This window comes from Sulfuricella sp., from assembly GCF_035531155.1.
Taxonomy (GTDB): Bacteria; Pseudomonadota; Gammaproteobacteria; order Burkholderiales; family Sulfuricellaceae; genus Sulfuricella.
Map to the genome: position 1 here is coordinate 11,965 of NZ_DATKTK010000045.1, position 26,940 is coordinate 38,904.

The 26,940-nt window shown below is 61.1% G+C and carries 22 protein-coding genes; 15 read left to right on the forward strand and 7 right to left on the reverse strand.

All coding sequences use genetic code 11. The features are described from left to right. Positions 1-12 precede the first annotated feature (12 nt). A complete protein-coding gene (gene metH, locus VMV64_RS09840; RefSeq protein WP_325329786.1) occupies positions 13-3,705 on the reverse strand; it encodes a methionine synthase in 3,693 nt (1,230 codons plus the stop codon). A 132-nt stretch (positions 3,706-3,837) separates the two neighbouring features. Between metH and VMV64_RS09845 the strand changes: the two genes are divergently transcribed. Continuing rightward, positions 3,838-4,629, forward strand: a complete 792-nt coding sequence (locus VMV64_RS09845; protein WP_325329787.1) for a bacteriohemerythrin — start codon at positions 3,838-3,840, stop codon at positions 4,627-4,629. 13 nt (positions 4,630-4,642) lie between these two features. Here the strand turns inward: VMV64_RS09845 and cysM are convergent, their stop codons facing one another. Further along, positions 4,643-5,530, reverse strand: coding sequence for a cysteine synthase CysM (gene cysM, locus VMV64_RS09850; protein ID WP_325329788.1), 888 nt, complete (start codon positions 5,528-5,530; stop codon positions 4,643-4,645). Between the two features lie 762 nt (positions 5,531-6,292). Here cysM and VMV64_RS09855 point away from each other — a divergent pair. From VMV64_RS09855 to VMV64_RS09875, 5 genes are read left to right on the forward strand one after another with little or no spacing between them, the layout of a single operon-like run. Further along, positions 6,293-7,279, forward strand: coding sequence for a GGDEF domain-containing protein (locus tag VMV64_RS09855; RefSeq protein ID WP_325329789.1), 987 nt, complete (start codon positions 6,293-6,295; stop codon positions 7,277-7,279). Positions 7,280-7,290: 11 nt separating this feature from the next. Then, complete coding sequence (locus tag VMV64_RS09860) at positions 7,291-8,364, forward strand: ATP-binding protein (protein WP_325329790.1); 1,074 nt, start codon at positions 7,291-7,293, stop codon at positions 8,362-8,364. A 30-nt stretch (positions 8,365-8,394) separates the two neighbouring features. Then, positions 8,395-9,273: an STAS domain-containing protein gene (locus VMV64_RS09865; protein ID WP_325329791.1), complete on the forward strand. Its 879-nt coding sequence runs from the start codon at positions 8,395-8,397 to the stop codon at positions 9,271-9,273. Positions 9,274-9,281: 8 nt separating this feature from the next. Continuing rightward, entirely contained in the window at positions 9,282-9,635 is a 354-nt protein-coding gene (locus tag VMV64_RS09870) for a hypothetical protein (RefSeq protein ID WP_325329792.1), read from the forward strand. Next, positions 9,635-10,786 carry a PilT/PilU family type 4a pilus ATPase gene (locus tag VMV64_RS09875; protein ID WP_325329793.1) on the forward strand — a complete coding sequence of 384 codons (1,152 nt, stop codon included), beginning with the start codon at positions 9,635-9,637 and terminating at the stop codon, positions 10,784-10,786. Before VMV64_RS09870 ends, VMV64_RS09875 begins: the two co-directional genes overlap by 1 nt. Positions 10,787-10,809: 23 nt before the next feature. Here VMV64_RS09875 and VMV64_RS09880 read toward each other — a convergent pair whose 3' ends face one another. Both VMV64_RS09880 and VMV64_RS09885 read right to left on the reverse strand, forming a co-directional pair. Next, positions 10,810-12,303: a YifB family Mg chelatase-like AAA ATPase gene (locus VMV64_RS09880; RefSeq protein ID WP_325329794.1), complete on the reverse strand. Its 1,494-nt coding sequence runs from the start codon at positions 12,301-12,303 to the stop codon at positions 10,810-10,812. A gap of 3 nt (positions 12,304-12,306) precedes the next feature. Further along, positions 12,307-12,558, reverse strand: a complete 252-nt coding sequence (locus tag VMV64_RS09885; protein ID WP_325329795.1) for an accessory factor UbiK family protein — start codon at positions 12,556-12,558, stop codon at positions 12,307-12,309. Positions 12,559-12,794: 236 nt separating this feature from the next. On the opposite strand from VMV64_RS09885, the gene VMV64_RS09890 reads away from it, so the two are divergent. The 4 genes from VMV64_RS09890 (at position 12,795) to VMV64_RS09905 (ending at position 16,951) form a co-directional block, all read left to right on the forward strand. Continuing rightward, a complete protein-coding gene (locus VMV64_RS09890) occupies positions 12,795-13,664 on the forward strand; it encodes a TorF family putative porin (protein WP_325329796.1) in 870 nt (289 codons plus the stop codon). 22 nt (positions 13,665-13,686) lie between these two features. Then, positions 13,687-14,025: a P-II family nitrogen regulator gene (gene glnK, locus VMV64_RS09895; protein ID WP_009206938.1), complete on the forward strand. Its 339-nt coding sequence runs from the start codon at positions 13,687-13,689 to the stop codon at positions 14,023-14,025. Between the two features lie 16 nt (positions 14,026-14,041). Beyond that, on the forward strand, positions 14,042-15,469 hold the full coding sequence (locus VMV64_RS09900) for an ammonium transporter (protein ID WP_325329809.1): 1,428 nt from the start codon (positions 14,042-14,044) through the stop codon (positions 15,467-15,469). Between the two features lie 360 nt (positions 15,470-15,829). Further along, positions 15,830-16,951, forward strand: a complete 1,122-nt coding sequence (locus VMV64_RS09905) for a class I SAM-dependent methyltransferase (RefSeq protein WP_325329797.1) — start codon at positions 15,830-15,832, stop codon at positions 16,949-16,951. Between the two features lie 7 nt (positions 16,952-16,958). Here the strand turns inward: VMV64_RS09905 and VMV64_RS09910 are convergent, their stop codons facing one another. Beyond that, entirely contained in the window at positions 16,959-17,456 is a 498-nt protein-coding gene (locus VMV64_RS09910; protein ID WP_325329798.1) for a TlpA disulfide reductase family protein, read from the reverse strand. A gap of 81 nt (positions 17,457-17,537) precedes the next feature. Between VMV64_RS09910 and VMV64_RS09915 the strand changes: the two genes are divergently transcribed. The 4 genes from VMV64_RS09915 to VMV64_RS09930 all read left to right on the forward strand — a co-directional run bounded on the left by VMV64_RS09915 (position 17,538) and on the right by VMV64_RS09930 (position 23,907). Beyond that, the gene (locus VMV64_RS09915; protein ID WP_325329811.1) at positions 17,538-17,933 is read left to right on the forward strand and encodes a YqaA family protein; all 396 of its coding nucleotides are present in this window, start codon (positions 17,538-17,540) and stop codon (positions 17,931-17,933) included. Between the two features lie 88 nt (positions 17,934-18,021). Beyond that, a complete protein-coding gene (locus VMV64_RS09920) occupies positions 18,022-21,843 on the forward strand; it encodes a DUF3683 domain-containing protein (RefSeq protein ID WP_325329799.1) in 3,822 nt (1,273 codons plus the stop codon). An 11-nt stretch (positions 21,844-21,854) separates the two neighbouring features. Beyond that, the gene (locus VMV64_RS09925; protein WP_325329800.1) at positions 21,855-22,271 is read left to right on the forward strand and encodes an HIT family protein; all 417 of its coding nucleotides are present in this window, start codon (positions 21,855-21,857) and stop codon (positions 22,269-22,271) included. Positions 22,272-22,290: 19 nt separating this feature from the next. Beyond that, positions 22,291-23,907, forward strand: coding sequence for a hypothetical protein (locus VMV64_RS09930; protein WP_325329801.1), 1,617 nt, complete (start codon positions 22,291-22,293; stop codon positions 23,905-23,907). Positions 23,908-24,112: 205 nt separating this feature from the next. Here VMV64_RS09930 and phoR read toward each other — a convergent pair whose 3' ends face one another. Both phoR and phoB read right to left on the reverse strand, forming a co-directional pair. Further along, the gene (gene phoR, locus VMV64_RS09935; protein ID WP_325329803.1) at positions 24,113-25,423 is read right to left on the reverse strand and encodes a phosphate regulon sensor histidine kinase PhoR; all 1,311 of its coding nucleotides are present in this window, start codon (positions 25,421-25,423) and stop codon (positions 24,113-24,115) included. 229 nt (positions 25,424-25,652) lie between these two features. Further along, entirely contained in the window at positions 25,653-26,348 is a 696-nt protein-coding gene (phoB, locus tag VMV64_RS09940; protein ID WP_325329805.1) for a phosphate regulon transcriptional regulator PhoB, read from the reverse strand. Positions 26,349-26,518: 170 nt separating this feature from the next. On the opposite strand from phoB, the gene VMV64_RS09945 reads away from it, so the two are divergent. Then, a partial coding sequence (locus VMV64_RS09945) for a class I SAM-dependent methyltransferase (protein ID WP_325329807.1) occupies positions 26,519-26,940 on the forward strand: 422 nt, incomplete at its 3' end.

The window sequence follows — 26,940 nt, forward strand, 5'->3', positions numbered from 1 at the left end:
CCCCGCTCCCGGTCAATACCCCAGCGCCGGCGCCAGCCATTTCTCCGCTGTTGCCGTGTCCCAGCCCTTGCGTCTGGCGTAATCTTCCACCTGGTCACGGCCGATTTTGCCGAGGGCGAAATAGGTCGAATCAGGGTGAGCGAAATAGAAGCCGCTCACCGCCGCCGTGGGCAGCATGGCGAAGCTTTCGGTGATGGTGATGCCGGCGCTCTCCGGCGCCTGTAGCAGCTCGAACAGCGGGCCTTTTTCGGTATGCTCCGGGCAGGCAGGGTAGCCTTGCGCGGGGCGGATGCCGCGGTATTTCTCCGCGATCATGTCTTCATTGGAGAGAGTCTCGTCCTTGGCATAACCCCAGAATTCGCGCCGCACGCGCTCGTGCATCAGTTCGGCAAAGGCTTCGGCGAGGCGGTCGGCCAGGGCCTTGAGCATGATCGCGCTGTAGTCGTCGAGATTTTTCTCGAATGCGGAGACATGCGCGTCAATGCCGATGCCTGCCGTCACCGCGAAACCGCCGAGGTAATCCTTCACCCCCGACTCTTTAGGCGCAACAAAATCGGCCAGGGCCAGGTTCGGTTTGCCTGGCGATTTCACGGCCTGCTGTCTCAGGGTGTGGTAGGTCATCGCCACCTTGCTGCGGCTTTCATCAGTGTAGATCTCGATGTCGTCGCCGACGCTGTTGGCCGGGAAGAGGCCGATCACGGCGCGCGCTTCCAGCCACTTTTCTTCGATGATGCGCTTCAGCATGGCCTGGGCATCGGAGAACAGCTTTTTCGCCTCCTCGCCCACCACCACGTCGGTGAGGATTTTCGGGTAGCGCCCGTGCAGTTCCCAGGCCTGAAAGAAGGGCGTCCAGTCGATGCGCTCGGCGATCTCCGCCAAGGGGTAACCGTGGAACGCCTTGAGGCCGATAAAAGTCGGCACCGGCGGCACGTAAGCGGACCAATCCGGCTTGAACGCATTGGCGCGCGCATCGGCCAGGGTCAGGCGCTTGGTTTCGTTGGAGCGATTCTGGTGGCGCTCGCGGATCGCCACATAGTCATCGGCGATGCCCTGGACATAAGCGTCGCGCAGATCGTCGCTCAACAGGTTGGAGCACACGCCGACGGCGCGCGAGGCATCTTTCACGTAAATCACCGGGCCAGTGTAGTGCGGTTCGATCTTCACCGCGGTGTGGGCGGGCGAAGTGGTGGCTCCGCCGATCAGCAGCGGCAGCTTCATCCCCAGCCGTTCCATTTCCTTGGCGACGTGCGACATTTCTTCCAGCGACGGCGTGATCAGGCCGGACAGGCCGATGATGTCGGCCTTTTCATCGATCGCCGCCTGCAGGATTTTTGCAGCGGGCACCATCACCCCCAGATCGACCACGTCGTAGTTGTTGCACTGCAGTACCACGCCGACGATGTTCTTGCCGATGTCGTGGACGTCGCCCTTGACCGTGGCCATGATGATCTTGCCCTTGGCTTGGGCGGCCTGGCCGGTGGCGACCTTCTCGGCCTCGATATACGGCACCAGATGCGCCACTGCCAGCTTCATCACGCGGGCGGATTTCACCACCTGGGGCAGGAACATCTTGCCGGCGCCGAACAGGTCGCCGACCACGTTCATGCCGTCCATCAGCGGACCCTCGATCACGTGGATCGGACGCTCCGCCTGCTGCCGGGCTTCTTCGGTGTCCTCGATAATGTAGGTGGTGATGCCCCTGACCATGGCATGGGAGAGCCGCTCGCGTACCGGCACTTCGCGCCAGGCCAGGTCTTCCACCTGGCTCTTGGCCGCGCCCTTGAAGGATTCGGCGAACTCCACCAGACGTTCGGTCGCGTCGGGCCGGCGGTTGAGCAGCACGTCCTCGACCCGCTCCAGCAGGTCTTTCGGGATTTCTTCGTAGACGCCGAGCTGGCCGGCATTGACGATGCCCATGTCCATGCCCGCCTTGATGGCGTGATAGAGGAAGGCGGTGTGGATCGCTTCGCGCACCGGTTCGTTGCCGCGGAAGGAGAAGGACACGTTGGACACCCCGCCGGAAATCTTAGCGTAGGGCAGGTTCTGCTTGATGATGCGCGTGGCCTCGATGAAATCGACCGCGTAGTTGTTGTGTTCCTCGATGCCGGTGGCCACCGCGAAAATGTTCGGGTCGAAAATGATGTCCTCGGCCGGGAAACCGACCTGCTCGGTGAGCAGCTTGTATGAACGGGCGCAGATCTCGATCTTGCGCGCCTGGGTGTCGGCCTGGCCCTGCTCGTCGAAAGCCATGACCACCGCTGCCGCACCGTAGCGGCGGCACAGCCTGGCCCGCTCGATAAACTCCGCTTCGCCCTCCTTCATGCTGATGGAGTTGACGATGGACTTTCCCTGCACGCATTTCAGCCCGGCCTCGATCACCGACCACTTCGACGAGTCGATCATCACCGGCACCTTGGCGATGTCCGGTTCGGAGGCGATCAGGTTGAGAAATTTCACCATCGCCGCCTCGGAATCCAGCATCGCCTCGTCCATGTTGATGTCGATGATCTGGGCGCCGTTTTCCACCTGGGCCTTGGCCACTTCCAGGGCCTTGTCGTATTCTCCGTTGATGACCAGGCGGGCGAACATTTTCGAACCGGTGACATTGGCGCGCTCGCCGACGTTGACGAAGAGCGAGTCCTCACCGATGTTGAGCGCCTCCAAACCGGACAGCCGCAGCTTTTTCTCGATTTCGGGAATGACGCGCGGCGGCAAACCTTTCACCGCTTCGGCGATGGCCTTGATATGAGGTGGCGTGGTGCCGCAGCAACCGCCGACAATGTTAAGCAAACCGCTAGCCGCCCATTCGCGCAAGTCCGCCGCAATAGCCTCGGGTGTTTCATCGTAACCGGTTTCCGACAAAGGGTTGGGCAGACCGGCGTTGGGGTGGGCGCTCACATAGGTGTTGGAAATATTCGACAGCTCTTCCACGTACTGGCGCAAATCTTTCGCGCCGAGCGCGCAATTCAGGCCGATCGAAAGCGGCTGAACGTGACTCACCGAGTTCCAGAAGGCCTCGGCGGTCTGCCCCGACAGCAGACGTCCGGACAGGTCGGTGATGGTGCCGGAGACCATCACCGGCAGCTTGATCTGATGGGCGTCGAAATACTGCTCGATGGCAAACAGCGCGGCCTTGGCGTTGAGCGTGTCGAAAATCGTCTCGACCATCAGGATGTCGGCGCCGCCATTGATCAGCCCGCTGATTGCCTGGGTGTAAGCGTCCACCAACTGGTCGAAGGTGACATTGCGGAAGCCGGGATCGTTGACCTCGGGCGAGATCGAGGCAGTGCGGTTGGTCGGTCCGAGTACGCCGGCGACAAAGCGCGGCTTGGCCGGATTTTTCGCTTCGAATTCGTCCGCCGCGTCGCGCGCCAGCTTTGCCGCCGCCAGGTTGATTTCGTATACCAGCCCTTCCATGCGGTAGTCCGCCATGGCGATGGAGGTGGCGTTGAAGGTGTTGGTCTCGAGTATGTCCGCCCCGGCTTCCAGATAAGCCGAATGAATATCGCGGATGATCTGCGGCTGGGTCAGCACCAGCAGATCGTTGTTGCCCTTCAAGTCACTGCCGTATCCGGCGAAGCGTTCGCCGCGATATTCAGCTTCGGTCAGCTTGTAGGTCTGGATCATGGTACCCATGGCGCCATCCAGGATCAGGATGCGTTGTTTGAGTTGGGCGTGGAGCAGGGCGGTACGGTTGGCGGACATTAGCGCAGGTTCTTTCATTGTAAGCATCGGCTGTCGACATTATACCTTTTCCGTCCATGCACTGCAGGGAGTGGCAAGGAAGGCGTTCCGTGCATATACTGAACCCATACAAATATTATTTCGGAGCCTGCCATGCCGGTACTGCTTGCCTGGAACGACCAATACAGCGTTCAAATTCCTGAGATCGACCAGCAGCACAAAAAGCTGTTCGCCCTGACCAACAACCTCTACGACCAGATCATGCAAGGCCACGCGGAAAAGACGATCGACGCCACGCTCAAGGCGCTGATCGACTACACCCACACCCACTTCGATTTCGAAGAACGGCTGATGCGCGAGGGAAATTATATCCACTATGCCGAACACTGCGCGGCCCACGCCGAGCTGATCCGGCGTATCGCCGAATTCGACGGCAAAAAATTACGCGGCAATCTGGGCGATGACCTGATGGCCTTTCTGTTCGACTGGGTGACCGTCCACATTCTGGAAGAGGACATGAAATATGCCGCCAGCCTGGCCCCACACGAAGGTCACGCCTTGGAACACCTTACCCCCCGGCAAGCCCACAAATATCTGCACGACAACCCTAACGCCGTACTCATCGACGTGCGCAGCGAGATGGAATTCCTTTTCGTCGGCCACCCCGTCGGCGCCGTGCTCATCCCGTGGTATAACACGCCGGACTGGGGCTTGAACCCGAACTTCGTCGCCGAAGTCAAGATGGCAGCCAGCCTGAACAGGCCGGTGGTGCTGATCTGCCGCAGCGGCAATCGCTCGACGGAAGCCGGAAAAATACTCCTGGAGTCGGGAATGACCGAGGTTTACAACGTGCTCTACGGCTTCGAGGGCGAGCTCGACGATCACCATCATCGCGGCACCCACAATGGCTGGCGCTTCGACGGTTTGCCGTGGGAGCAGTGCTGAACCGCGGAGCGGGTCAGGCCGGGAATACCCCGGTCGACAGGTAGCGGTCGCCTCGATCGCAGACGATGGACACGATCACGGCATTCTCGCATTCCGTGGAAATACTCAGCGCGGCCGCCAGTGCACCGCCGGATGAGATACCGGCAAAGATACCTTCCTCCGCCGCCAGGCGCCTGGTCATCACCTCTGCCTCCTGCTGGCTCACCTCGACTATCCTATCCACCCGCGTGAAGTCGCAGATTTTCGGCACATAGGCCTCAGGCCACTTGCGGATGCCGGGGATCTGCGATCCTTCGCTGGGTTGAACGCCGATGATCTGGATGTTCGGATTCTGTTCCTTGAAATATCGGGAACACCCCATGACAGTGCCGGTGGTGCCCATGCTGCTGACAAAATGGGTAATGCTCCCTTCCGTATCGCGCCAGATTTCCGGGCCGGTGCCTTCGTAGTGCGATTGCGGATTGTCAGGGTTGGAAAACTGATCGAGAATCACCCCCCTGCCTTCACTTGTCATCCGGTTGGCGGTGTCTATCGCCGCCTCCATGCCGCCCGCCTTCGGCGTCAGCACGAGCTCCGCGCCGAAAGCGCGCATCACCTGGCGCCGCTCCACGCTCATGTGCTCCGGCATCACCAGCACCATTTTGTAGCCGCGCATTGCAGCCGCCATCGCCAGGGCAATGCCGGTGTTGCCGCTGGTTGCCTCGATCAGGGTGTCGCCCGGCTTGAGTTCGCCTCGCTCTTCCGCCCGCTTGATCATGAACAGCGCCGGCCGGTCCTTGACCGAGCCAGCCGGATTGTTGCCTTCCAGCTTGACCAGCACAGTATTGCTGGTGTTGCCCGGCAGGCGTTTCAGCTTCACCAGAGGCGTGTTGCCGACAAATTCCTCGATGCTCTTATACATTCCAGTTCCTCCTAAGTTACGGCATCAGCCCGGTGTTAGGCAATCTCGATCCCGCTCTCGTGGTGCGCGGTCAGAGACGCCCACTCAATATCCCCGGGACCGATGCCTGAACCATTCCCAACCCTAAAACCAATTACTTTAGCATCAGAAAGAGAGGCAGAACAAACCCTCGGACTCAAATCTGAAGCGCAATATCCATAGCACATGGTTAATGGCCGAATTACCGCACGAAATACGATTTTTTGTATTTCTGAGGATTTGCTCATGTTTTATGGCGATTAACTATTTTTTCAGTTGTTACAGGCATCCCTGCCGTCAAATGGTTATAACAAAGGGGGAGGAAGCCATGAAACCGTTGTGGGTGCAGAGTCTGCCGAAACCCGCGCAGCGATCAAGCTCGCATCCCGTCTCCCCTTGAGCCCCTGAGAAAGACGGCACCAAGAAAAAAAATGGAACTTTAACCTTATAAAAAGCACTTCAGCCATGGATTATCCCAAGTAGGCGCCTCTAGGCGACACAGCTATACACTGATTATCAATGAGTTACATTTATCGCTCTGCGTACCGCAGTATCTAATGCACACTACCCGACTCGGCATCGGAAATGGCCCGGTACAGGTATGCGGAGCGCTTTTCTTCCGCCCAGCTTTTCGATGCATGCGCGGCCTTATCGTCCACCCGGGAAACGTCCCGAATCCGGTTTATATTTTTACGGAATAAATGCATAATGCATCATAAACCAGAAAAAAAGCGGGGCTCTCCCTTGGAAACAGCCGAACTACTGAAACAGAACCTGGCGATCGAACCCGATCTGCAAAACTTTATCGGCTTTGTTCTGGAAAGCGTAACCCGGCTCGGCGGCAATTCCTTTGCCGCCTCCATCGCTTCGCTCGACTTGATGCAAAAGCTGCGCAATGCAGGCGCCGCCACCGGCTTCCCCCTGCCAGCCTGCCTGCTTCTGCAGGGTCACCAACTGAGGGTTCAGTGGGGGGAGCACGCGGAACACCTGAAAATCACGAATCTCTCCCAGCCGCCGAAGCAGGATACTGTCGCACAATTGCGCCTCCACCTGCAGAATTCGACCGCATCCGCAGACCCGGCCATCCTGTTGCAGCGCAACGCCGAAATGGCGCGCCACCTCGACGAAACCCGCGCCCGTACCGAGAAGGAGCTGGAAGCGCTCCAGCAAACCCTGGAAAAACGCCAGACCGAACTGCACGAATCCCTGCGCCAAGCCGAAACCGACCCGCTCACCGGCCTCCTCAACCGCCGCGCCTTCGATGAGAAGCTCGGCCAGGCATTCCGGCACACCATGCGGCAGAGGACGGCGCCCCTTTCACTGGTGCTGTTCGACCTGGATCATTTCAAGCAAATCAATGACGAATTCGGCCACCAGTTCGGCGACGCCTATCTCAACAAGATGGCCCACGCCATGCGCAGCGCCATCCGCGTGGACGTCGATTTCGCCTTCCGCTTCGGCGGGGATGAATTCGCCGTGGTGATATTCGCCGACCACCCCCAGGCCTGCGACAAGGCAACGCAAGTACTACGCCTGATGGAAAACAAAGTCAGCATCGGCATCAGCACCATCAACCCGGGCACCCCGGACGGTCTCACCGTGGAAGAATTTATCCACCACGCCGACAATGCATTGTATGAGGCGAAAAACTCCGGGCGCGGTCGGGTCGTGGTCGACCTCTGCGCATTGCCGGACAGCGGCAACTGCCAATTTCCCTGCCCCAAAAAATAGTCACCCCCGACATGACTAAAATTTTCGACAGCGCTACGGACTGCAAGCTGTTGTACAGCAGCCCGGTGCAAAACGAAAGCGCGCTCATCCTGCTGCGCTCAAGGCTGTCGGCAATCGCGCAGCGCCTCGGCCTTTCCGACCAGAAACGGGAGAACATGCTGCTGGTCGCCTCGGAAATGGTCAGCAATCAGGTCAAACACGCCAACGGACGCGGCCTGTTTCAGGTTTGGCAGCAGCCCGGGCCGATTCTTGACATCCTCGCACTGGATTTCGGCCCAGGCATTTCCTGCCTTTCCCAGGCCCGGCAGGACGGCTACTCTTCCGCCAACACCCTGGGTAAAGGGCTGGGCAGCATCTACCGCCTCAGCGACGAATCGTTCGTCTATACCCAGCAGGAAAGTATCGCCCCGAAAAAAAAATGGAGCGGAACGGTCTTTTTGTCGCGCTTCCGCCCCGGGGGCAAGAAAAACGATTACGACAAAGACACGAGCGCCGCCAGAGGCGGTGCAGCCGCACTGGAAATCGGCCTGTTCTCCCGCTCCCTGTCGGACAATCGCTACAACGGTGACCGGATCTATTTGCAGAAAACCGGCGACACCCTGCGCTGGCTGCATCTCGACGGCCTGGGCCATGGCGAACAGGCCCAGGCAGCCACCGCCAATCTCGCCTCTCACCTCTCCCATTGCGACACGCCGGCCTCGGTGCTGGCTGCGGTGGACCGCCAGCTCAAGGGCACGCGCGGCGCAGTCGCAATCATCGGGGAGCTCGGCCTGGCCAGCAAGGCCCTGAACATCCTCGGTGTCGGCGACATGCACGCCCATGTCATGGATGACGAAGACATGTACAACCTGTCCTTCGCGCCCGGCGTACTGGGCAAGGAGCACCAAAACCCGGCCGAGTTCAGCTTCGCCTTCGGCAAGCGCTGCCTGATGATCTCCGCCAGCGATGGCATCCGCCGGAATTGGGATGTTTCCAACTTCCCCGGCCTGTTCCACCAGCACCCCCAGTTGATTGCCTACACGCTGGGGAATATCATGGGCAGAATCTCGGACGATCAGTCCCTCTGCGTCGCCAGCATCGATTAATAACAATTTTAAGGATTGGGAGGGAGAATCATGGCACAACAGAAAAGATCAGAAACCGCCAGCGCTAAATTGACGGAACTGCTCAAGCTCCAGGTCGGCAGCATTTCGGAAACCATCGAAAGAGAAGGGCAGACCCTTTTCGGCGGCAGCAACAACCTGCTCGGCAACGACGAGATCAACGATTTCTGCATCGAATTCCTCCAGCTCCTGGTCGCCCTGCTCGAATCCAGGGACCCGCACGACGATGCCTCCCCGCAGTTCCATGCACTGGAAATGTACTTCAACAACCTGTCGAAGCAAATCCTGGTGCGCGGCGGCCGGGTTGAGGATCTGGTGCGCTACATCCAGTTCATGCAGCGCACCCTGATCGAGGCGCTGGGCAACGACAAGCGGAGCACGGTCGAGGACGCGCGCACCATGCTGCTATTCCTCTCCGGCCTCTTCAACGAGCTGATCCTGGCGGTATTCCAGGCCTACCTCGACGAAAAGGAACGCACCGTCAACGCTCAGGAAGCGGAGCTGCGCGAGACCGCCACCCCGATCACCGAAATCTGGGACGGCGTGCTCACCCTGCCGATCATCGGCACGCTCGACTCCAACCGCACCATGCTGGTGATGGAGGCGCTGCTCAACCGCATCGCCAAGGAACACGCCAATGCCGTGGTGATAGACCTGACCGGGGTGAAAAACATCGACTCGCAGGTTTCCCACCACCTCATCCAGATGGTGCGGGCCGTGCAACTGATGGGCTCCGATGCGATCATCACCGGCATCCGCCCGGAAATCGCCCGCGCCCTGATCAGCCTGAATATCGACATGAGCAACGTCACCACCCGCGCCAGCCTGTCCGACGGGCTGAAGGAAGCCTTCCGCCGCATGGGCATCCAGGTCAGCCACAAGGCCATTTGATCCCCGGCATGTCCATCCCTGGTCTGCACCTGACCCGGATCGGCAACGGCGACTTCCTGCTGGAAGCGACGCGTAGCCTGAACATCTGCGATCAGGACCGGCTCCTCGAAGGCATCGTCTCGCGCCTGCAGCAGGCTCGGGCATCGCGTCTGTATTACGACCTCTCCGAGCAGGCGTTGATCGACCCGGTTTACTATGCCTGGCTCGATGCCTTGGCGCGCACCATCCGGGCCATTAACGTCAAGATGGTCTGCATCCATATGCAACCCACCGCCGCCTTCGCCCTGACGCAATTCTTACGCGAGAAGCCGGCATTCGAAACCGCCCTCGATATTTCCGGCTGGCAAAAGACAGGGCAATAATGGATCTGACTCAGCTATTCAAATTCATGGCGGACAAGCAGGCCTCCGACATGTATATCTCTGCCGGGGCGCCGGTACTGATGAAGATCGAGGGCGAAACCCTGCCCCTGAACAGCCAGATCCTGGATGCGGAAACGGTCAAGAAAATCGCTTATTCACTGATGACCCAGGAGGAAATCAAGGCGTTCGAAGCCGAGCACGAGATGAACTTCGGCTTCCTGGTGGAAAACACGGGCAAGTTCCGCATCAATGTCTTTCACCAGCGCAGCCATGTCGCCCTGGTGGCGCGCTTTGTCCGCAACCAGATTCCCTCGATCGAATCGCTCGGCCTGCCGCCGATCCTGAAAGAGCTAGTGATGGAAAAACGCGGCCTGATCCTGGTGGTGGGCCAGGCAGGGTCGGGCAAATCCACCACCCTGGCGTCGATGATCGATTACCGCAACACCAACAGGACCGGGCACATCCTGCTGATCGAGGATCCTATCGAGTACCTGCATGCTTACAAGAAATCTATCGTCAACCAGCGCGAGGTGGGACTCGACACCTGCTCCTACACCACGGCCCTGCTCAACGCCGTGCGCGAGGCGCCGGACGTGCTGATGATCGGCGAAATCCGCGACCGCGAAACCATGCAGCAGGCGATGATCTACGCTGAAACCGGGCACCTGATGCTGTCCACCCTGCACGCCAACAACAGCTACCACACCCTGAACCGCATCATCAACCTGTTCCCCCACGAAGCGCGCAACCATCTGCTGCACGATCTCTCGATCAGCCTGAAGGCGGTGATTTCCCAGCGGCTGGTGCGCGGGGTAAACGGCAAGCGTGTGCCGGCGATGGAAATTCTGGTGAACTCGCCCTATGTCGCAGAGCTGATCAAGAGCGGGGAAACGGACAAAATCAAGGAGGCGATGGAGCAAAGCCTCACGGCGGGATCGCAAACTTTCGAACAGGCGCTGTTCGCCCTCTATCAGGAGGGCAAAATCAGCCTGGACGAGGCGCTCGCCAATGCCGACTCCCGCACCAACCTGTCCTGGCTGATCAACAACGACAGACGCGACACGATGGAATCCGTCGTTGCAGCAAGCTCGCCGCTTGACGCAAACACAGAGTCCAACTTCGGCGACTTCAAGCTCGACGCCAACAAGTAATAACTGCAACTCCTGATTTTTGACTATCCTTGCGCAAAGCGCCGGTACTGGATCGCCTCGGCAATGTGCCCGCTGCCGACACCCTCGCTGCCGGCAAGATCGGCGATGGTCCGCGCCACCTTGAGCACGCGGTGATAGGCACGGGCGGAGAGATTCAAACGCGCAATCGCCTGCTTCAACAACCCTTCCCCGGCCGCGTCGGGCCGGCAGAATTGATCGATCTCCTGCGTGGACAGCAGGGCATTGGCTTTGCCCTGCCGCGCCAGCTGTCGGCCATAGGCGGCTTCCACGCGAACCTGAATGGCCGCGCTGGGCTCGCCCGCTCCGTGGCAGGTGAGATCGCTCTCAGGCAAGGCGGGAACCTCAATCTGCAAGTCGATGCGGTCGAGCAACGGGCCGGAGATTTTTCCACGATAGCGCGCCACCTGGTCCGGGGTGCAGCGGCATTTCCCGCCGGGGTGGCCGAGATAGCCGCAGGGGCAGGGATTCATCGCGGCCACCAGTTGAAAGCGCGCCGGGAAATCAGCCTGGTGGGCGGCGCGGGAAATGGTGATGCGTCCCGATTCGAGCGGTTCGCGCAGCGCCTCCAGCACGGGGCGCGCAAACTCCGGCAGTTCGTCGAGAAACAGCACCCCGTGGTGCGCCAGGGAGATCTCGCCGGGGCGCGGGTTGCCGCCGCCTCCCACCAGCGCCGGGCCGGAAGCGGAATGATGAGGGGAACGAAAAGGCCGCTGCTTCCAGTGCTCGATTTTGAACCCGCCGTTCAGCGATTGAAGCGCCGCGGATTCCAGCGCCTGGGTCTCGGTCATGGCCGGCAGAATGCCGGACAGCCGCGCCGCCAGCATGGTCTTGCCAGTGCCCGGCGGACCTGCCATCAAAATGCTGTGTGCTCCGGCAGCGGCGATCTCGAGCGCGCGCTTGGCATGGGCCTGCCCCTTCACCTCGCTGAAATCGGGATAGCTCCGCTGGCTTGCCGCGGGGGCTTCCTGCCATCGGGCAAGCAGCTGCCGACCGGTCAGGTGGGCACAGACTTCGAGCAGCGAACTGGCCGGATAAATTTTCGCTTCTTCCACCAAAGCGGCCTCGGCGGCATTCTCGGCAGGGAGAATGAAGGCGCGCCCGTCCTGGCTGGCTTTGCAGGTCATCGCCAGCGCCCCGCGTATCGGGCGCAGTGCGCCCGTCAGGGCCAGCTCGCCGGCAAACTCGTAGTGCGCCAGATCATTTAAGGGAATCTGCCCTGATGCCGCCAGGATGCCGAGCGCGATCGGCAGGTCGAAGCGGCCGCTTTCCTTGGGCAAGTCGGCAGGCGCAAGATTGACGGTGATACGGCGGGCGGGGAATTCGAACTGGGCATTGAGCAGGGCGGAGCGCACCCTGTCCTTGCTCTCCTTCACCTCGATCTCGGGCAGTCCGACCAGGTTGAAACTGGGCAGCCCGTTGGACAGGTGCACCTCGACCGTCACCAGCGGCGCCTCCATGCCGGCCAATGCCCGGCTGTACAAGACCGCCAGGCCCATGGCTTACCCCTGGCTAGCGCCGGATTTTTTCTCTATCTCGGCGACCTTGGCTTCCAGCGCCTCCAGCTTTTCGCGCGTCTTGAGCAGTACAGCCTGCTGCACGTCGAATTCCTCGCGCGTCACCAGATCCAGCTTGGCGAACACTCCTTGCAGCACGGCGCGCAGGTTCTTTTCCAGGTCCTTGGCCGGACTATCGGCCAGCGCCTGGCCAAGCTTGCCGCTGATTTCTTCAAACATCTTTTGGCCCAACATCATGAATTGCCCCTTATTTAAGCTTGAATCTTTTCAGTGTACCAAAATGAGACCGCCCGAACACGCGCACTTTTTTGGTGCACTTAACCGCCAGGCTGACTCAAAGCGGTGCCAAGCCTGCATATCCAACCCACAAAAAAACGATATCATATTGAATATACAATAAATAATTATCCTGGCACGGCAAATGCTATGGGGTACAGCGAGGCTTATCTCATTTCACTTGAAAGGAAAATATCATGCGTAAAATTTCTCAAGCACTGGTTCTTGCCGGCACCATAGCTCTACCTTCTTTCATGATCGCTTCGTCGGCAGGCGCGGCCGAAGACAGCACGCCCTCGCAACATATCGGTCATGAACTACCAAAGCCTCCGGAGCCCCCCGCGCCGGCCTATACCGTTACCGCCAACATCAGCCTGGTCAGCGAATACCGCTTCCGCGGCATCGACCAGACCTGGGGCAAGCCGGCTCTGCAAGGCGGAGTGGACTACGCCCATGCCGGCGGCTGGTACGCCGGCCTGTGGGGCTCCAACGTGAGCAGCAACAGCTATCCCGGCGGCAGTCTCGAACTGGACTACTACGCCGGCTACAACGGCAAGTTCAGCGACGATTTTGGCTGGACCGTGGGTGGCTACGGCTATTACTACCCCGGCGCCAACTTCAATAAGGCCGCCACGCCAGGTGCCGACCAAAAATTCGACAACTTCGAACTCAACGCCGGCCTGAGCTGGAAGTGGATCAGCTACAAGCTGTCCTATGCCACTACCGACTACTTCGGCGCCAACACCAGTACCGGTTACACCAGCGACACCAAGGGCACCCTGTACCATGACGTGTCGGTCAACTACCCGCTCATGGACGACCTCACCCTCGGCTTCCACGTCGGCCGCACCGATGTCAAAGCCGTGACCGTCGGCGGCGTCAATCCGGACTACACTGACTACAAGCTATCCCTGGCCAAGACCTTCAAGGATGGCTGGAACATTTCCGCCGCCTACGTGAAATCGTCCAACGACGCTTTCTTCAAGAACACCGCCTCGCTCGCCAACAGCGACACCCGCGACCTGAACAAGGGCGTCCTGGTGCTGCAAGCCGGGCGGACATTCTAAACCAGCGAGAAAAGGAGCCGACATGAAACTGGTCACTGCAATCATCAAGCCGTTCAAGCTCGACGAAGTGCGCGAGGCGCTTTCCGCCATCGGCGTACAGGGCATCACCGTCACCGAGGTAAAAGGGTTCGGACGGCAAAAAGGCCACACCGAACTGTACCGCGGCGCCGAATACGTCGTCGATTTTTTGCCGAAAGTCAAAATCGAGGCGGCGATCAAGGAAGACATGGTCGACCAGGTGATCGAGGCCATCGAAAAATCCGCCAAGACCGGCAAAATCGGTGACGGCAAGGTTTTCGTCTTTAATCTGGAACAGGTCGTCCGCATCCGCACCGGCGAATCCGGCCCGGATGCTCTTTAGACAAGGGAGAAACATGATGAAAAAATTGTTGAGTATGCTCGCCTTGCTGGGGATGCTGGGGTTCTCCGGCCTGACCCTGGCCGAGGAAGCGGCTGCACCGACTGACGCCAAGCCGGCTGCAACCGCGCCTGAAGCTGCAACCCCTGCAGCAACACCGGCGGTCGCTCCGGCAGGAGAGCCTGCCGCGGCACCGGCTCCGGTGGCACAGAAACTGGACAGCGGCAACACCGCCTGGATGCTGACCTCCACCGCGCTGGTGCTGTTCATGACCATTCCCGGCCTGGCGCTGTTCTACGGCGGCATGGTGCGCAAGAAGAACGTGCTCGCTACGCTGATGCAAAGCTTCTCGATCACCGCGCTGATCACGGTGCTGTGGATGATCGCAGGCTACAGCATCGCCTTCCGCGATGGCGGACCGTGGCTCGGCGGCTTTGACCGGCTGTTCCTTAGTGGCATGGGTTTGAATGCGATGGCGGGCACAGACGGCCAGAACATTCCCGAATCCGTGTTCATGATGTTCCAGATGACCTTCGCCATCATCACCCCGGCCTTGATCACCGGTGCCTTCGCCGACCGCATGAAGTTCTCGGCGATGCTGTGGTTCATGGCCATCTGGTCGTTAGCGGTGTATGCCCCGATCGCTCACTGGGTTTGGGGCACGAGCTCCGACCCGGCGGTTCAAGGCTGGCTCGTCACCAAGGGCGTGCTCGACTACGCCGGCGGCACCGTGGTGCACATCAACGCCGGTGTCGCCGGCCTGGTGACAGCGATCGTCCTCGGCAAGCGCCTTGGCTACGGCCGTGAACCGATGGCGCCGCACAACCTGGTGCTGACTATCGTCGGTGCCGCCATGCTGTGGGTAGGCTGGTTCGGCTTCAACGCCGGTTCAGCGGTGGCAGCAGACGGCCGTGCCGGCATGGCCATGGCGGTGACCCAGATCGGCGCAGCCGCTGCCGCGCTATCCTGGATGTTCGCGGAGTGGGTGGGCAAGGGCAAACCCAGCGTGCTGGGCATCGCTTCCGGCGCAGTCGCCGGCCTGGTCGCCATCACCCCCGCATCCGGTTTCGTCGGCCCGATGGGCGCGCTGATCATCGGCCTGGTCGCCGGTGTGACCTGCTTCTGGGGCGCGACCAGCCTGAAGAAAATGCTCGGCTATGACGACTCGCTCGACGCCTTCGGCGTGCACGGCGTAGGCGGCATCGTCGGCGCGATCCTTACCGGCGTGTTCGCCGTCAAGGAAATCGGCGGCACCGCCGGCCTGCTGGAAGGCAACGGCGGCCAGGTCGTCACCCAGTTGCTGGGCGTCGGCGCCACGGTGGCCTACAGCCTGGTGATGACCTTCATCATCCTGAAGGTGATCGATGTCGCCATCGGCCTGCGCGTCTCCGAAGAAGAAGAGCGCGAAGGCCTGGACGTTGCCCTGCATGGCGAGCACGTCGAATAACGACAACTCCCCTCAGCAGTATTCTGGGGTGCCTGCGGGCACCCCTTTTTTATGGGACGCCCGGAACCCGCCGTCGAAGATAGTCGAGAGGTTGGATTTCCACTTCCCCTGCCTTACAATCCCGCCATAGCGGCCGCTTTTGTGGCGCTTCCGTCCCCAAAGGTTTAACCGCCTACCTGACGCCGCCCGAAAGATCGCTCGCCGATCCGATATCCAAATAATGACTGTGGAATATGACTTGCCTGGTTTCACCTCATTCACACGACCGTATTAGGAAAATGCCATGCGTTTGAATTTCCCGCCCATCGAGGTGCCCATGGCGCAGATCCAGGCCCGCTCCTGCAACCGGAAGGGATTGCTGTGAGCGGCCACCCGGTCGTGACCTGGACCGAAGCCGGCGAGACCCGCTCCGCCCTGTGGCGCTCGGAGAGCGGGATGCCGCCCCCCGCGCGCGTAGTCGTTGCCGATGACCGCATGACAGCCGACACCGCCTATCGTTTGGCCCGCGATGGCACCGCGCTGCTGTGGCGCGGCGATTTCCAGAATGCGCGTCAGCTCCTGCAGGCGCTGGCGCGGCGTGCCGACCGCAAGCCCCTCAAGCCCTCCGCGACGCCTGCCGAGGCATTCCACCTGCATCGCATGACCCAGGCCCAGCGCGCGCGAATGCTGGGGATGCTGCTGCTGCCGCTGGAGGAAGACTACGGCATCCCCCTGCGGCGCGCGCCCGACGTGCGGCAAGCCTGCGCGGAGGCTTACGGTCCCGGCGAAGCTCCCTCCGTGGTCTCGCTGCGCGAGCTGCTGGGCCTGATCGGCGCGCACGAGTGGCGCAAGAAGGGCGTTGAAATCCCCGCGCTCGAAGACCGCATCCACCCGCACTATGGCGTGTTCTCCCCGGTGCGCGGCGAGTATGTGGGGCTGGTGGCCGAGGCGCCGCTGCCCTCGCGGGAGCTGGCCTTCGACATCGGCACCGGGACCGGCGTGCTGGCTGCGGTGCTTGCCCGCCGGGGAGTCGCGCACGTCGTGGCCACTGACCAGGACCCGCGCGCGCTGGCCTGCGCCCGTGAAAACCTGGCGCGGCTTGGCTTGACCGAGCAGGTAGAGGTCGTGCAGGCGGACCTCTTCCCCGCAGGGCGGGCTCCGCTCGTGGTCTGCAACCCGCCGTGGGTTCCGGCGCGGGCAAACGCGCCCATCGAACACGCGGTTTACGATCCCGGCAGCCGCATGCTGCGCGGTTTTATCGGAGGCCTGGCCGCGCATCTGACGCCGGAAGGGGAGGGCTGGCTGATACTCTCGGACTTGGCCGAGCATCTGGGCTTGCGCTCGCGGGCCGAACTGCTTGCGCTCTTCGACGAGGCGGGTTTGAAGGTCGTGGGCCGGATCGATGTCCGGCCGCATCACCCCCGTGCTTCCGACCCCGCAGACCCGCTCCATGCCGCGCGTGCGGCGGAGCTGACGTCGCTATGGCGCCTCGCGGCCCGCTGATCGCGAATTACAGCGCGCTTTCGATCAAGGCATGGAGTTGGGCGAAATCCGGCTCGCCGACATACTGCTGGATAATCTGTCCCTGCTTGTCGATCACGAAAGTGGTCGGGGTGACGCGAACATTGCCGAAGGCCTGGGCCACGGCGCCGCCGGTGTCGAGCGCGACGGTGAACGGCAGTCCGTTTTTCTCGGCAAACTGTCTGACGTATTCGGGCGGATCGTAGCTCATCGCCACGGCGATGGTTTCCAGGCCGCGGCTGTGGTACTTTTGCCAGGTTTTCACCAGCTCGGGCATTTCCTTGATGCAACCGGGACAACTGGTCGCCCAGAAGTTCACCAGCACCACTTTGCCGCGCAGACTGTCGAGCGCAACCCTTTCTCCGCCCAGGGTGGAAAAAGAGGCCTGCGGCGCCGCAGGTTTTTGTGAAAGCAGCATGGCGAGTGCGCCGGCCAGCGCCAGAACCACTACCGCTGCGACCAGCAGCTTGGTGCGTCCGGTATTCATAAATCTCCAATTCTTAACGATGACTGCCAACATTGTCTGGATTTTCACCCGTCTTGTCACCCCCGCAGGGAATGCGCCTTGATTAGCGACGAGCTCAGTCTCGGCGGCCTGTTTCTCAGCAGCTTTCTCGCCGCCACCCTGCTGCCGGGCGGCTCCGAGGCAGTGCTGTTCGGCGTGCTCAAGCTCAATCCCGGCTTGTTGTGGCCGGCGCTGGCCCTGGCGACGCTGGGCAACACCCTGGGCGGCATGAGTTCCTACCTGCTCGGGCGCATCCTGCCCGAGCGCAAGCCAACGAAATGGCTGGCTTTCGTGCACCGCTACGGCAGCCCGGCGTTGCTGCTGGCCTGGGCGCCGCTGATCGGCGATGCGCTGTGCATCGCGGCGGGCTGGCTTCGGCTCAACGCCGTTTACGTCGCGCTGTTCATGGCTGCCGGCAAACTCGCGCGCTACCTTGCCATCGCCTGGACAGCGATATAGCTGTAGTTGAACCTGGCAGTAATGCACCGGTCTGACGTAACAACCGAATTGCGCTAGAATTTACCCTTTACTGCAGCCTTGATTGAAAATGACGACCGCACGCCTCAGAGAAATCCCCTACAACTACACCTCCTTTTCCGACCGCGAAATCATCATTCGCCTGCTCGGCGAGGAAGCCTGGGAAATCCTCAACACCTTGCGTGCCGAACGCAAAACCGGGCGCTCGGCGCGCATGCTGTTCGAGGTGCTCGGCGACATCTGGGTGGTTTCGCGCAATCCCTACCTGCAGGACGACCTGCTCGCCAACATCAAGCGCCGCAAGGCGCTGGTCGAGGCGCTCCGCCACCGCCTGCGGGCCATCGAGGCGCGCCGCCAGGATAACGAGGCGGTCATGCTGCTGCTCGAACGCACTGCCCGCGCCGTGGATACCTTCGAGGCGGATTTCGAGCATACCGCGCGTCTGCGCCGCAAGGTGCTGAAGAAACTGCTGCCCCATACCCGCCGCGACAATATCCAGTTCGACGGCCTGGCGCGAGTGTCGCACGTCACCGACGCCACCGACTGGCGCGTCGAATATCCCTTCGTCGTGCTCAACCCCGACACCGAGGAGGAAATTGCACCGCTGGTGCGCACCTGCATCGAGCTCGGCCTGACCCTGATCCCGCGCGGCGGCGGCACCGGCTACACCGGCGGCGCGGTGCCGCTCGACAAGATGTCGGCGGTGATCAACACCGAGAAGCTCGACCGCCACAACGGCGTGGAAATGCTCAGCCTGCCTGGCGTGGCACAAGCCGTGCCCACCATCCGTTGCGGCGCGGGCGTCGTCACCCGGCGCGTGATGGAGGCGGCGGATGACGCCGGCTACGTGTTCGCGGTCGACCCGACCTCGGCGGATGCCTCGTGCATCGGCGGCAACGTGGCCATGAATGCCGGCGGCAAGAAGGCGGTATTGTGGGGCACCGCGCTCGACAACCTGGCCTCGTGGCGGATGGTCGACCCCGATGGCAACTGGCTGGAGATCACCCGCCTCGAACACAACCTCGGCAAGATCCACGACATCGAAACCGCGCGCTTTCGCGTCAGCCGCCTCGGTGCGGACGGCAAAACCCTCAAGTCGGAAGAGGTGCTGGAAATCCCCGGCAATCATTTCCGCAAGATCGGGCTGGGCAAGGATGTCACCGACAAGTTCCTCGCCGGCCTGCCCGGCATTCAGAAGGAAGGCTGCGACGGCATCATCACCTCGGCACGCTTCATCCTGCACACCATGCCCAAACACGTCCGCACCGTGTGCCTGGAATTCTTCGGCCAGGTACACCGCGCCGTGCCGGCCATCGTCGAGATCAAAGACTATCTGGATGCCCACCCCCTGGCCATACTGGCCGGACTGGAACATCTCGACGAACGCTACATCAAGGCGGTCGGCTACGCCACCAAGGCGAACCGGGCCGAGCGCCCGAAAATGGTGCTGCTGGCCGACATCGCCTGCGACGACGAAGCTGCGGTGGGCGAAGCGGCCTCGCACATCGTGCGGCTCGCCAACGCCCGTGGCGGCGAGGGTTTCATCGCGGTCAGCGACGACGCCCGCAAGAAATTCTGGCTCGACCGCGCCCGCACCGCCGCTATCGCCACCCACACCAATGCCTTCAAGATCAACGAAGATGTGGTCATCCCCCTGCCGCGCCTGGCGGATTACAGCGACGGCATCGAGCGCATCAACATCGAGCTTTCGACGCAAAACAAGCTCAAGCTGCTGGATGCGCTGGAAGAATTCATCGCCGGCGATCTACCGCTGCACCGCGACGACGAGACGCTGCCCGACGCCGAGCTGCTCGGAACGCGGCGCGAAACCGCCTTGGCGCTGCTGCGCGACAGCCGCAAGCGCTGGCAGTGGCTGCTGGAAAACCTGGACGCGCCCTACGCCGGTTCCGGTTTCGAGCCGGAGGCGCCCAATCCCGAACTCGAAACCATTTTCCATGCGCTGCAGGATCACACCCTGCGCATCTCATGGAAAAATGAGGTGCGCGCCGAGTTGCACCGCATCTTTACCGGGCGCGAGTACCAGCCGATCCTGGATCGCTGCGATTCTATCCACCAGAAGGTGCTGAAGAGCCGGGTGTTCGTGGCATTGCACATGCATGCCGGCGACGGCAACGTGCATACCAACATCCCGGTCAACTCCGACGATTACGAGATGCTGCAGGCGGCGAACCAGGCGGTGGCGCGCATCATGCGGCTGGCCACCGATCTGGGGGGGGTGATTTCTGGCGAACACGGCATCGGCATCACCAAGCTGGAGTACCTCGAGCCCGAGGCGATAGCCAGCTTCGCTGCCTACAAGGCCAAGGTCGACCCGAATGGCCATTTCAACCGCGGCAAGCTGCTGCCGGGGGCGGACCTGCGCAATGCCTACACCCCCAGCTTCAGCCTGCTCGAAGTCGAATCGCTGATCATGGAGCAGAGCGAGATCGGCGAAATCGCCGACTCGATCAAGGACTGCCTGCGCTGCGGCAAGTGCAAGCCGGTGTGCAATACCCATATCCCGCGCGCCAACCTGCTATACAGCCCGCGCAACAAGATCCTCGCCACCAGCCTGCTGATCGAGGCTTTCCTCTACGAGGAGCAGACCCGGCGCGGGATTTCCCTCAAGCATTTCGACGAATTCAACGACGTCGCCGACCATTGCACGGTGTGCCACAAATGCCTCGCTCCCTGCCCGGTGGATATCGACTTCGGCGACGTCTCGATCTCGATGCGCAACTTCCTGCGCAAGCAGGGCAAGAAGAAATTCAATCCCGGCAGCTACGCCGCGATGCTGTTCCTCAACGCGACCGACCCGACCACCATCAAAGCGATCCGCAAAGTCATGATCGAATGGGGCTACGCCGGGCAGCGCCTGGGTTACCAGCTGGCGAAGCGCTTCGGCCTGATCGGCGGACAGACCCGGAACCCGCCCGCCACCGTCGGCCAGCCGCCGCTCAAGGCGCAGATCATCCACATGATCAACAAACCGATGCCGGGCAACCTGCCGAAGAAAACCTCGCGCGCCCTGCTCGGACTGGAAGATCCGACCATCGTGCCGGTGATCCGCAATCCCGCCAAGCTCAACGAGGATTCCGACGCGGTGTTCTATTTCCCCGGCTGCGGCTCGGAGCGGCTGTTCGGCCAAGTCGGGCTCGCCACCCAGGCGATGCTGTATCATCTCGGCGCGCAGACCGTGCTGCCGCCCGGCTACCTGTGCTGCGGCTACCCGCAGACATCGGCCGGCAACGACGACAAGGGACAGGCCATCACCACCGCCAACCGCGTGCTGTTCCACCGCGTCGCCAATACCCTGAACTACCTCGACATCAAGACCGTGATCGTGTCCTGCGGCACCTGCATGGATCAGCTGCTGAAATACCAGTTCGACAAGATCTTCCCCGGCTGCCGCCTGCTCGACATCCACGAATACCTGATGGAAAAAGGGCTGAAACTGGAAGGCGTGACCGGTACGCGCTACATGTACCACGACCCCTGCCACACGCCGATGAAGACCTATAACCCGCTGAAAGTGGCCAACGACCTGCTCGGCGGCGGCGTCAAGCTGTCCGACCGCTGCTGCGGCGAATCCGGCACGCTGGCAGTAACCCGGCCCGACATCTCCACCCAGGTGCGTTCCCGCAAGCAGGAGGAAATCATCAAGGTTGTCGCCGAAATAAACCTGGAAACCGCTTCCGCTGAAAACCCGAAGATTAAATTATTGACATCCTGCCCGTCTTGTCTGCAGGGACTATCCCGCTATAATGATGACGCGGACATTGAGGCGGATTACATCGTAGTGGAAATGGCACGGCATCTTCTCGGTTCGTCCTGGATGGAAGACTACATCGCCAATGCGAACAACGGCGGCATCGAACGGGTGCTGCTGTAGAAAATCCAACCATGTGCGAGCTGTGCGAAAATGTCGGCGGAACTCTGCTGTGGCAGGATGCGCTGTGCCGGGTGGTGCTGGTCGAAGACCGCGACTATCCCGGCTTCTGCCGCGTCATCTGGATGAAGCATGTCCAGGAAATGACCGACCTGCCGGTAGCGGAACGCCGGCACCTGATGGATGTGGTGTTTGCGGTGGAAAGTGCGGTTCGGCGGATGCTGCAACCGGACAAGGTAAACCTGGCCAGCCTGGGAAACCTGACCCCGCATCTCCACTGGCACATTATCCCGCGCTGGCGTGGCGACCGGCATTTCCCCAACCCGATCTGGGGTGAAATGCAACGTGATGCGCAGCCAGCAGCGCCCGAGAAGCTGGCGGAAGGCTTGAGAACTATAATCCATGAGGCACTGCATCCCGCCTCAGGCTGATCGAATCTAAGGAGGCTCCATGAACTCACCCGCGCTTCCCGAATCGGCACGATCGCTCCAGTTCAGTGACGCCATTACCTGCAGGCAATGGCTGAAAACGCTGCCGCTGACCAATGTTCCCCTGACGCACGCCGCCCTCACCGCCCAGATGGAGTTGCTCAACCGGACTTCCTTCGCTCCCCTGGAACGCCTCAGGATCAACGAACTGCTGCGCGACCCGATCGCCTTTGTGCAGATGGAGATGGCCAAGAAATACCTCGGCAAGCCCTTGCCACTCGAGACCGTCCAGCTCAATAACTGGAATAGCGTAGTCGACCTCTGGACTGCGCTGGGCGCGGCCTACCGACTTTCCTTGCAGGCCTGCCTGGAAGGTGACTCCAGCATCGCCGCGCACGCCGCCCTGATCACCCAGCGCTGCCTGCGCTACACTGGCCTGCAGTTGGTGGAACACTACCGCATTTACCGCGAAATCGATAAGGGCGTGTGGCAACAGGCGCACGAGTTGTATGCCCTCGCGGAGCAGCGGGATTACGCCAATGATGTGGTGAAAGACAGTCTGAACAAGCAAACCGATAGCACCACCTGCGCTGCCGCCTATGCCCAGATTCTGCTCACCAACCTGGCCGACCCTTACCGTTTGACGCCAAGACAGCTCTCCCTGCTGGACCGGTGGCTGGACAAATGGGGGGTGCGCGTAACGATCACCGCCACTCCGCCGGAAGACACTTCATTGTCTATAATCGGAGTGGATTTGGCCTCCTCAGCGCCTCCCGTCATTGCGCGCGATGACGTGAAACTGGCCAACCCCCGCTATCTCGACACCGACCGGCTCGCCACCACTTTCCGCAAGCGCATCAAGCAGCTCAGAAAGAATGGGGATCCCGCCGCGCTGGGGCTGGGCGAAGACTGCGTGCAGCCCGACTGCGAGGCCCTGCTGACCATACTCTACCAGCACTGGTGCGAGTTCGCGCCGAAACGCAGGAACTTTACCCGCCGGTCGGGTGCGGGCAAGGCTGAGGCCGCATTCGGCATGGCGGCAATCCACTTTTTCCTGGGCGGAGAAAAACCCTTCAAGCAGCCAGGCGAAAAAGAAAAGCTCAGCAAGCGCGAAATCGACGACCTGCAATTCTTCGGCCGCATCAGCGAGCAGACGGAAAAACACCATATTTCGCAGCTGGGATTCGACCTCGAAACCTGGCAGATTCAGGATGAAGGCGCACTCGGCTTCCGCCTGGCGCGGCCGGACAAGAGCGGCATGCGCATCAGCCTGAAACAGCTCATCGCCATACGTCCGGCGGACAGCAACACCTATGCGCTGGGCGTGATCAAATGGCTGATCTTTCCCTCGAAAGAGGGACTTAATATCGGCGTTCGTGTCCTGCCCGGCGCACCGCTCGCCATCGCCGTACGTCCAGTGTCGCTGATGACGGATGCCACCGGCAAGTACGTCCAGTCCTTTCTGCTCCCGGACATGCCCGTGCTGAAAGAAACCACCAGCCTGGTGCTACCGCCGGGCGGGTTCGCTCCCGGCAGACTGGTGGAAGTCCATACTGGCGAAGCGCCCATGACCGTCAGGCTGATCAGCCTGATCGAAAAAGGCAGCGATTACGAGCGGGTGGGGTTTGTCCGGGTTTGACAATCGAACCCACGTTTTTAGTCACTTACGACTCAGGTCGTTACATTTCGTGAGCAAAATTCAAAGATTCCACCGCAGAGGCGCGGAGGCGCAGAGGAAATCGCAAACTCTGAATTTTGCGCCATTCGCTTTCCTCTGCGTTGTTTTTCTCCGCGTCTCCGCGCCTCCGCGGTGAGATTTTTGGTTCCGGCTTGTCCGGCTTAGGTTAATTGGCTTCTTCCCCAACAATTAACCGCCGCGCCGGAAAACAGGCGCTGAAAGTGCTGCCCTTGCCCGGCGTGCTTTCGATTTCGAGCCGCGCCTGATGGCGTGTCAGGGCATGCTTGGCGATAGCCAGCCCCAGGCCGGTTCCGCCGGTTTCTCGCGAGCGGCTGCGGTCCACCCGGTAAAAACGCTCGGTGAGGCGCGGGATGTGCTGCGGCTCGATGCCGATACCACTGTCCTGCACGCTGAACACCCCCTCTCCCTCCCATTCTTCCCATTGCAGCACGATCTCGCCGCCATCCGGCGTGTAACGAATGGCATTGCTGACCAGGTTGCCGAAGCCGCTGCGCAACTCGTCCTCGTTGCCCAGCAGCCAGAGCTCCGAAGCCAGGTTAAGCCGCAGCCGGTGCCGTCCGGCGCTCAAGGATTGCGCATCTTCCAGCAAAGCCCGCAGCAGGCGTGGCACGTCGACTTTTTCTTCCCGATGGGCAGTGTGGTTGCTTTCCAGCCTCGACAGCATTAACAAATCCTTGACCAGATGCTGCATGCGGGTGGTCTGGTCGAACATCAGATTCAGATAGTGCCGGGTCTGGGTTTCATCCAGATGCTCCATGTCCACCAGCGTTTCGAGAAAGCCGCCAACCACGGTCAGCGGCGTGCTCAGTTCGTGGGAAACGTTGGCGACGAAATCGCGGCGCATGGTCTCGACCCGTTCGAGCTGGGTGACGTCGCGGCTGAGCAGGAGCTTCTGTTCGTCTCCGAAAGGGATCAACTGAATCGACAGCACCAGTTCGCGGTTGCGGGTAGATTTGAATATCAGCGGCTCGCGATAGTTATGCGCCGCCAGGTAATCGGTAAACTGGGCCTGGCGGATCAGATAGGTCATCCACTGCCCGCGGTCGCGGTCGAGGTTGATGCCGAACTGCGTCTCGGCCACCGGATTGCACCACTCGATCTGGCCGCTGCTGTTCATCATCACGACGCCGTCCGGCATCGCCTCGCCAGCCTGCTGGAAACGCTCCAGCGCATTGGAAAGATTGTGCTGGCTATCGGATTGCCGCCGCTCCAGCTGGTAAAGCACGGCAAATGCCTCTTCCCACAAACCGGATCCGTGCGGCACCGTCCCGACATCAGGCTTGCGCAACCAGCCATCCAGTGCATTCAGATTGCGCAAGTGGTGGAGCAGGTAAAACAGCAGCAGGACGACCATCAGGATCAACGCCGGAACCGCGCCGGCCGCCGCCCACAGGACGAGCGGAGCGGCCGCCAGCAGGCCCAGCGTCAGCAATGAACGCCACCAGAAACTAAGCATGAGAGAGGGTGTGGAATCTGAACATGGGAACGAGGGTATTTTAGATGAGTTTTTAAAATGTAGGTTGGGTTAGCCGCTTTATCGCGTAACCCACCAGAAGTAGGCGCCTCTAGGCGACAAACCCAAATTTCCTTCTAAATGTTGGTTTCGCCTGGAGGCGCCTACCAACCCTCTCCCGCAAGCGGGAGAGGGGACAATGGAGAAAGGCGCTTGTTTTGATTTGCGCTGGTTATGAATTGGCATGCACCGACAGTCGGTAGCCGGAGCCCCGCACGGTCTGGACCAGGCCGTCATGTCCGGTCGCTTCGAGCGCACAGCGCAAACGGCGAATATGCACGTCAACCGTGCGGTCCTCGACAAACACATGGTTGCCCCAAACCTGGTCGAGCAACTGTGCTCGGGAATACACCCGCTCGGGATGGGCCATGAGGAAATGCAGCAGGCGGAATTCCGTCGGCCCCAGTTCGATCGGCCTGTCGTTGCCGGTTACCCGGTGCGTCGCAGGGTCGAGGCGCAAGCCTGTCACCTCCACCGCGTCGCCCGCCATCTGCGGCGCACGGCGGCGCAGCACCGCCTTGATGCGGGCATTCAATTCGCGCGGGCTGAACGGCTTGGTGATGTAGTCATCGGCGCCGGTTTCCAGGCCGGTGATCTTGTCCTGCTCATCGCTCCGCGCCGTCAGCATGATGATAGGCACGTCCCGCGTACGGCCGTTGGCCTTGAGACGCCGGGCAAACTCCACCCCGCTCATGCCCGGCAGCATCCAGTCGAGCAAGATCATGTCGGGCAGCGACTCGCGCACCAGGGCCAGCGCCTGCTCGGCGCTATCGGCGACCACGGGGCGATGCCCCGCCTGTTGCAGATTGAGCACCACCAGCTCGCGGATCGCGGGTTCGTCTTCCACCACCAGAATCATTGCCGACATAGCCGTTCCTGCGTAACCGATCGAATAAGATAGCGGATATTATGTCGCCAATATGACAGTTTGATGACAAAAAATCGGCGACCGTCTTGGCTTGTCTCAGGCCGGTTTATGTTTTACCTTAAGTCGGTTATGATTTCCACTTTACAATTAAGCCGCTCCCCCTGAACAGCATGGAAAAAACCACCCATTTTGGTTTTCAGACCGTCGAGGAATCGCAAAAGGCGAAGAAGGTCGCGGAAGTGTTTCATTCCGTGGCGGAGCGCTACGACCTGATGAACGATCTGATGTCGGCCGGGCTACACCGGCTGTGGAAGCACTTCACCATCGAACAAAGCGGCACGCGGGAAGGCAGCCGGGTACTCGACATCGCCGGCGGCAGCGGCGACCTGGCACGCGCCTTCGCCAAGCGCGTCGGCAATAGCGGACAGGTGATCCTCACCGACATCAACAGCTCGATGCTCGGGGTCGGCCGCGACCGGCTGCTGGACGACGGCATCGTTCCCCTGGCGGCACAGTGCGATGGCGAAAAGCTGCCGTTCCCGAGCAACCATTTCGACTGCGTCACCGTCGCCTTCGGCCTGCGCAACATGAC

Coding starts and splice junctions, on each gene's coding strand:
- metH (WP_325329786.1), bottom strand. CDS start 3,705: ATGTCCGCCAACCGTACCGCCCTGCTCCACGCCCAACTCAAACAACGC.
- VMV64_RS09845 (WP_325329787.1), top strand. CDS start 3,838: ATGCCGGTACTGCTTGCCTGGAACGACCAATACAGCGTTCAAATTCCT.
- cysM (WP_325329788.1), bottom strand. CDS start 5,530: ATGTATAAGAGCATCGAGGAATTTGTCGGCAACACGCCTCTGGTGAAG.
- VMV64_RS09860 (WP_325329790.1), top strand. CDS start 7,291: ATGACTAAAATTTTCGACAGCGCTACGGACTGCAAGCTGTTGTACAGC.
- VMV64_RS09865 (WP_325329791.1), top strand. CDS start 8,395: ATGGCACAACAGAAAAGATCAGAAACCGCCAGCGCTAAATTGACGGAA.
- VMV64_RS09870 (WP_325329792.1), top strand. CDS start 9,282: ATGTCCATCCCTGGTCTGCACCTGACCCGGATCGGCAACGGCGACTTC.
- VMV64_RS09875 (WP_325329793.1), top strand. CDS start 9,635: ATGGATCTGACTCAGCTATTCAAATTCATGGCGGACAAGCAGGCCTCC.
- VMV64_RS09880 (WP_325329794.1), bottom strand. CDS start 12,303: ATGGGCCTGGCGGTCTTGTACAGCCGGGCATTGGCCGGCATGGAGGCG.
- VMV64_RS09885 (WP_325329795.1), bottom strand. CDS start 12,558: ATGATGTTGGGCCAAAAGATGTTTGAAGAAATCAGCGGCAAGCTTGGC.
- VMV64_RS09890 (WP_325329796.1), top strand. CDS start 12,795: ATGCGTAAAATTTCTCAAGCACTGGTTCTTGCCGGCACCATAGCTCTA.
- glnK (WP_009206938.1), top strand. CDS start 13,687: ATGAAACTGGTCACTGCAATCATCAAGCCGTTCAAGCTCGACGAAGTG.
- VMV64_RS09900 (WP_325329809.1), top strand. CDS start 14,042: ATGAAAAAATTGTTGAGTATGCTCGCCTTGCTGGGGATGCTGGGGTTC.
- VMV64_RS09910 (WP_325329798.1), bottom strand. CDS start 17,456: ATGAATACCGGACGCACCAAGCTGCTGGTCGCAGCGGTAGTGGTTCTG.
- VMV64_RS09920 (WP_325329799.1), top strand. CDS start 18,022: ATGACGACCGCACGCCTCAGAGAAATCCCCTACAACTACACCTCCTTT.
- VMV64_RS09925 (WP_325329800.1), top strand. CDS start 21,855: ATGTGCGAGCTGTGCGAAAATGTCGGCGGAACTCTGCTGTGGCAGGAT.
- VMV64_RS09930 (WP_325329801.1), top strand. CDS start 22,291: ATGAACTCACCCGCGCTTCCCGAATCGGCACGATCGCTCCAGTTCAGT.
- phoR (WP_325329803.1), bottom strand. CDS start 25,423: ATGCTTAGTTTCTGGTGGCGTTCATTGCTGACGCTGGGCCTGCTGGCG.
- phoB (WP_325329805.1), bottom strand. CDS start 26,348: ATGTCGGCAATGATTCTGGTGGTGGAAGACGAACCCGCGATCCGCGAG.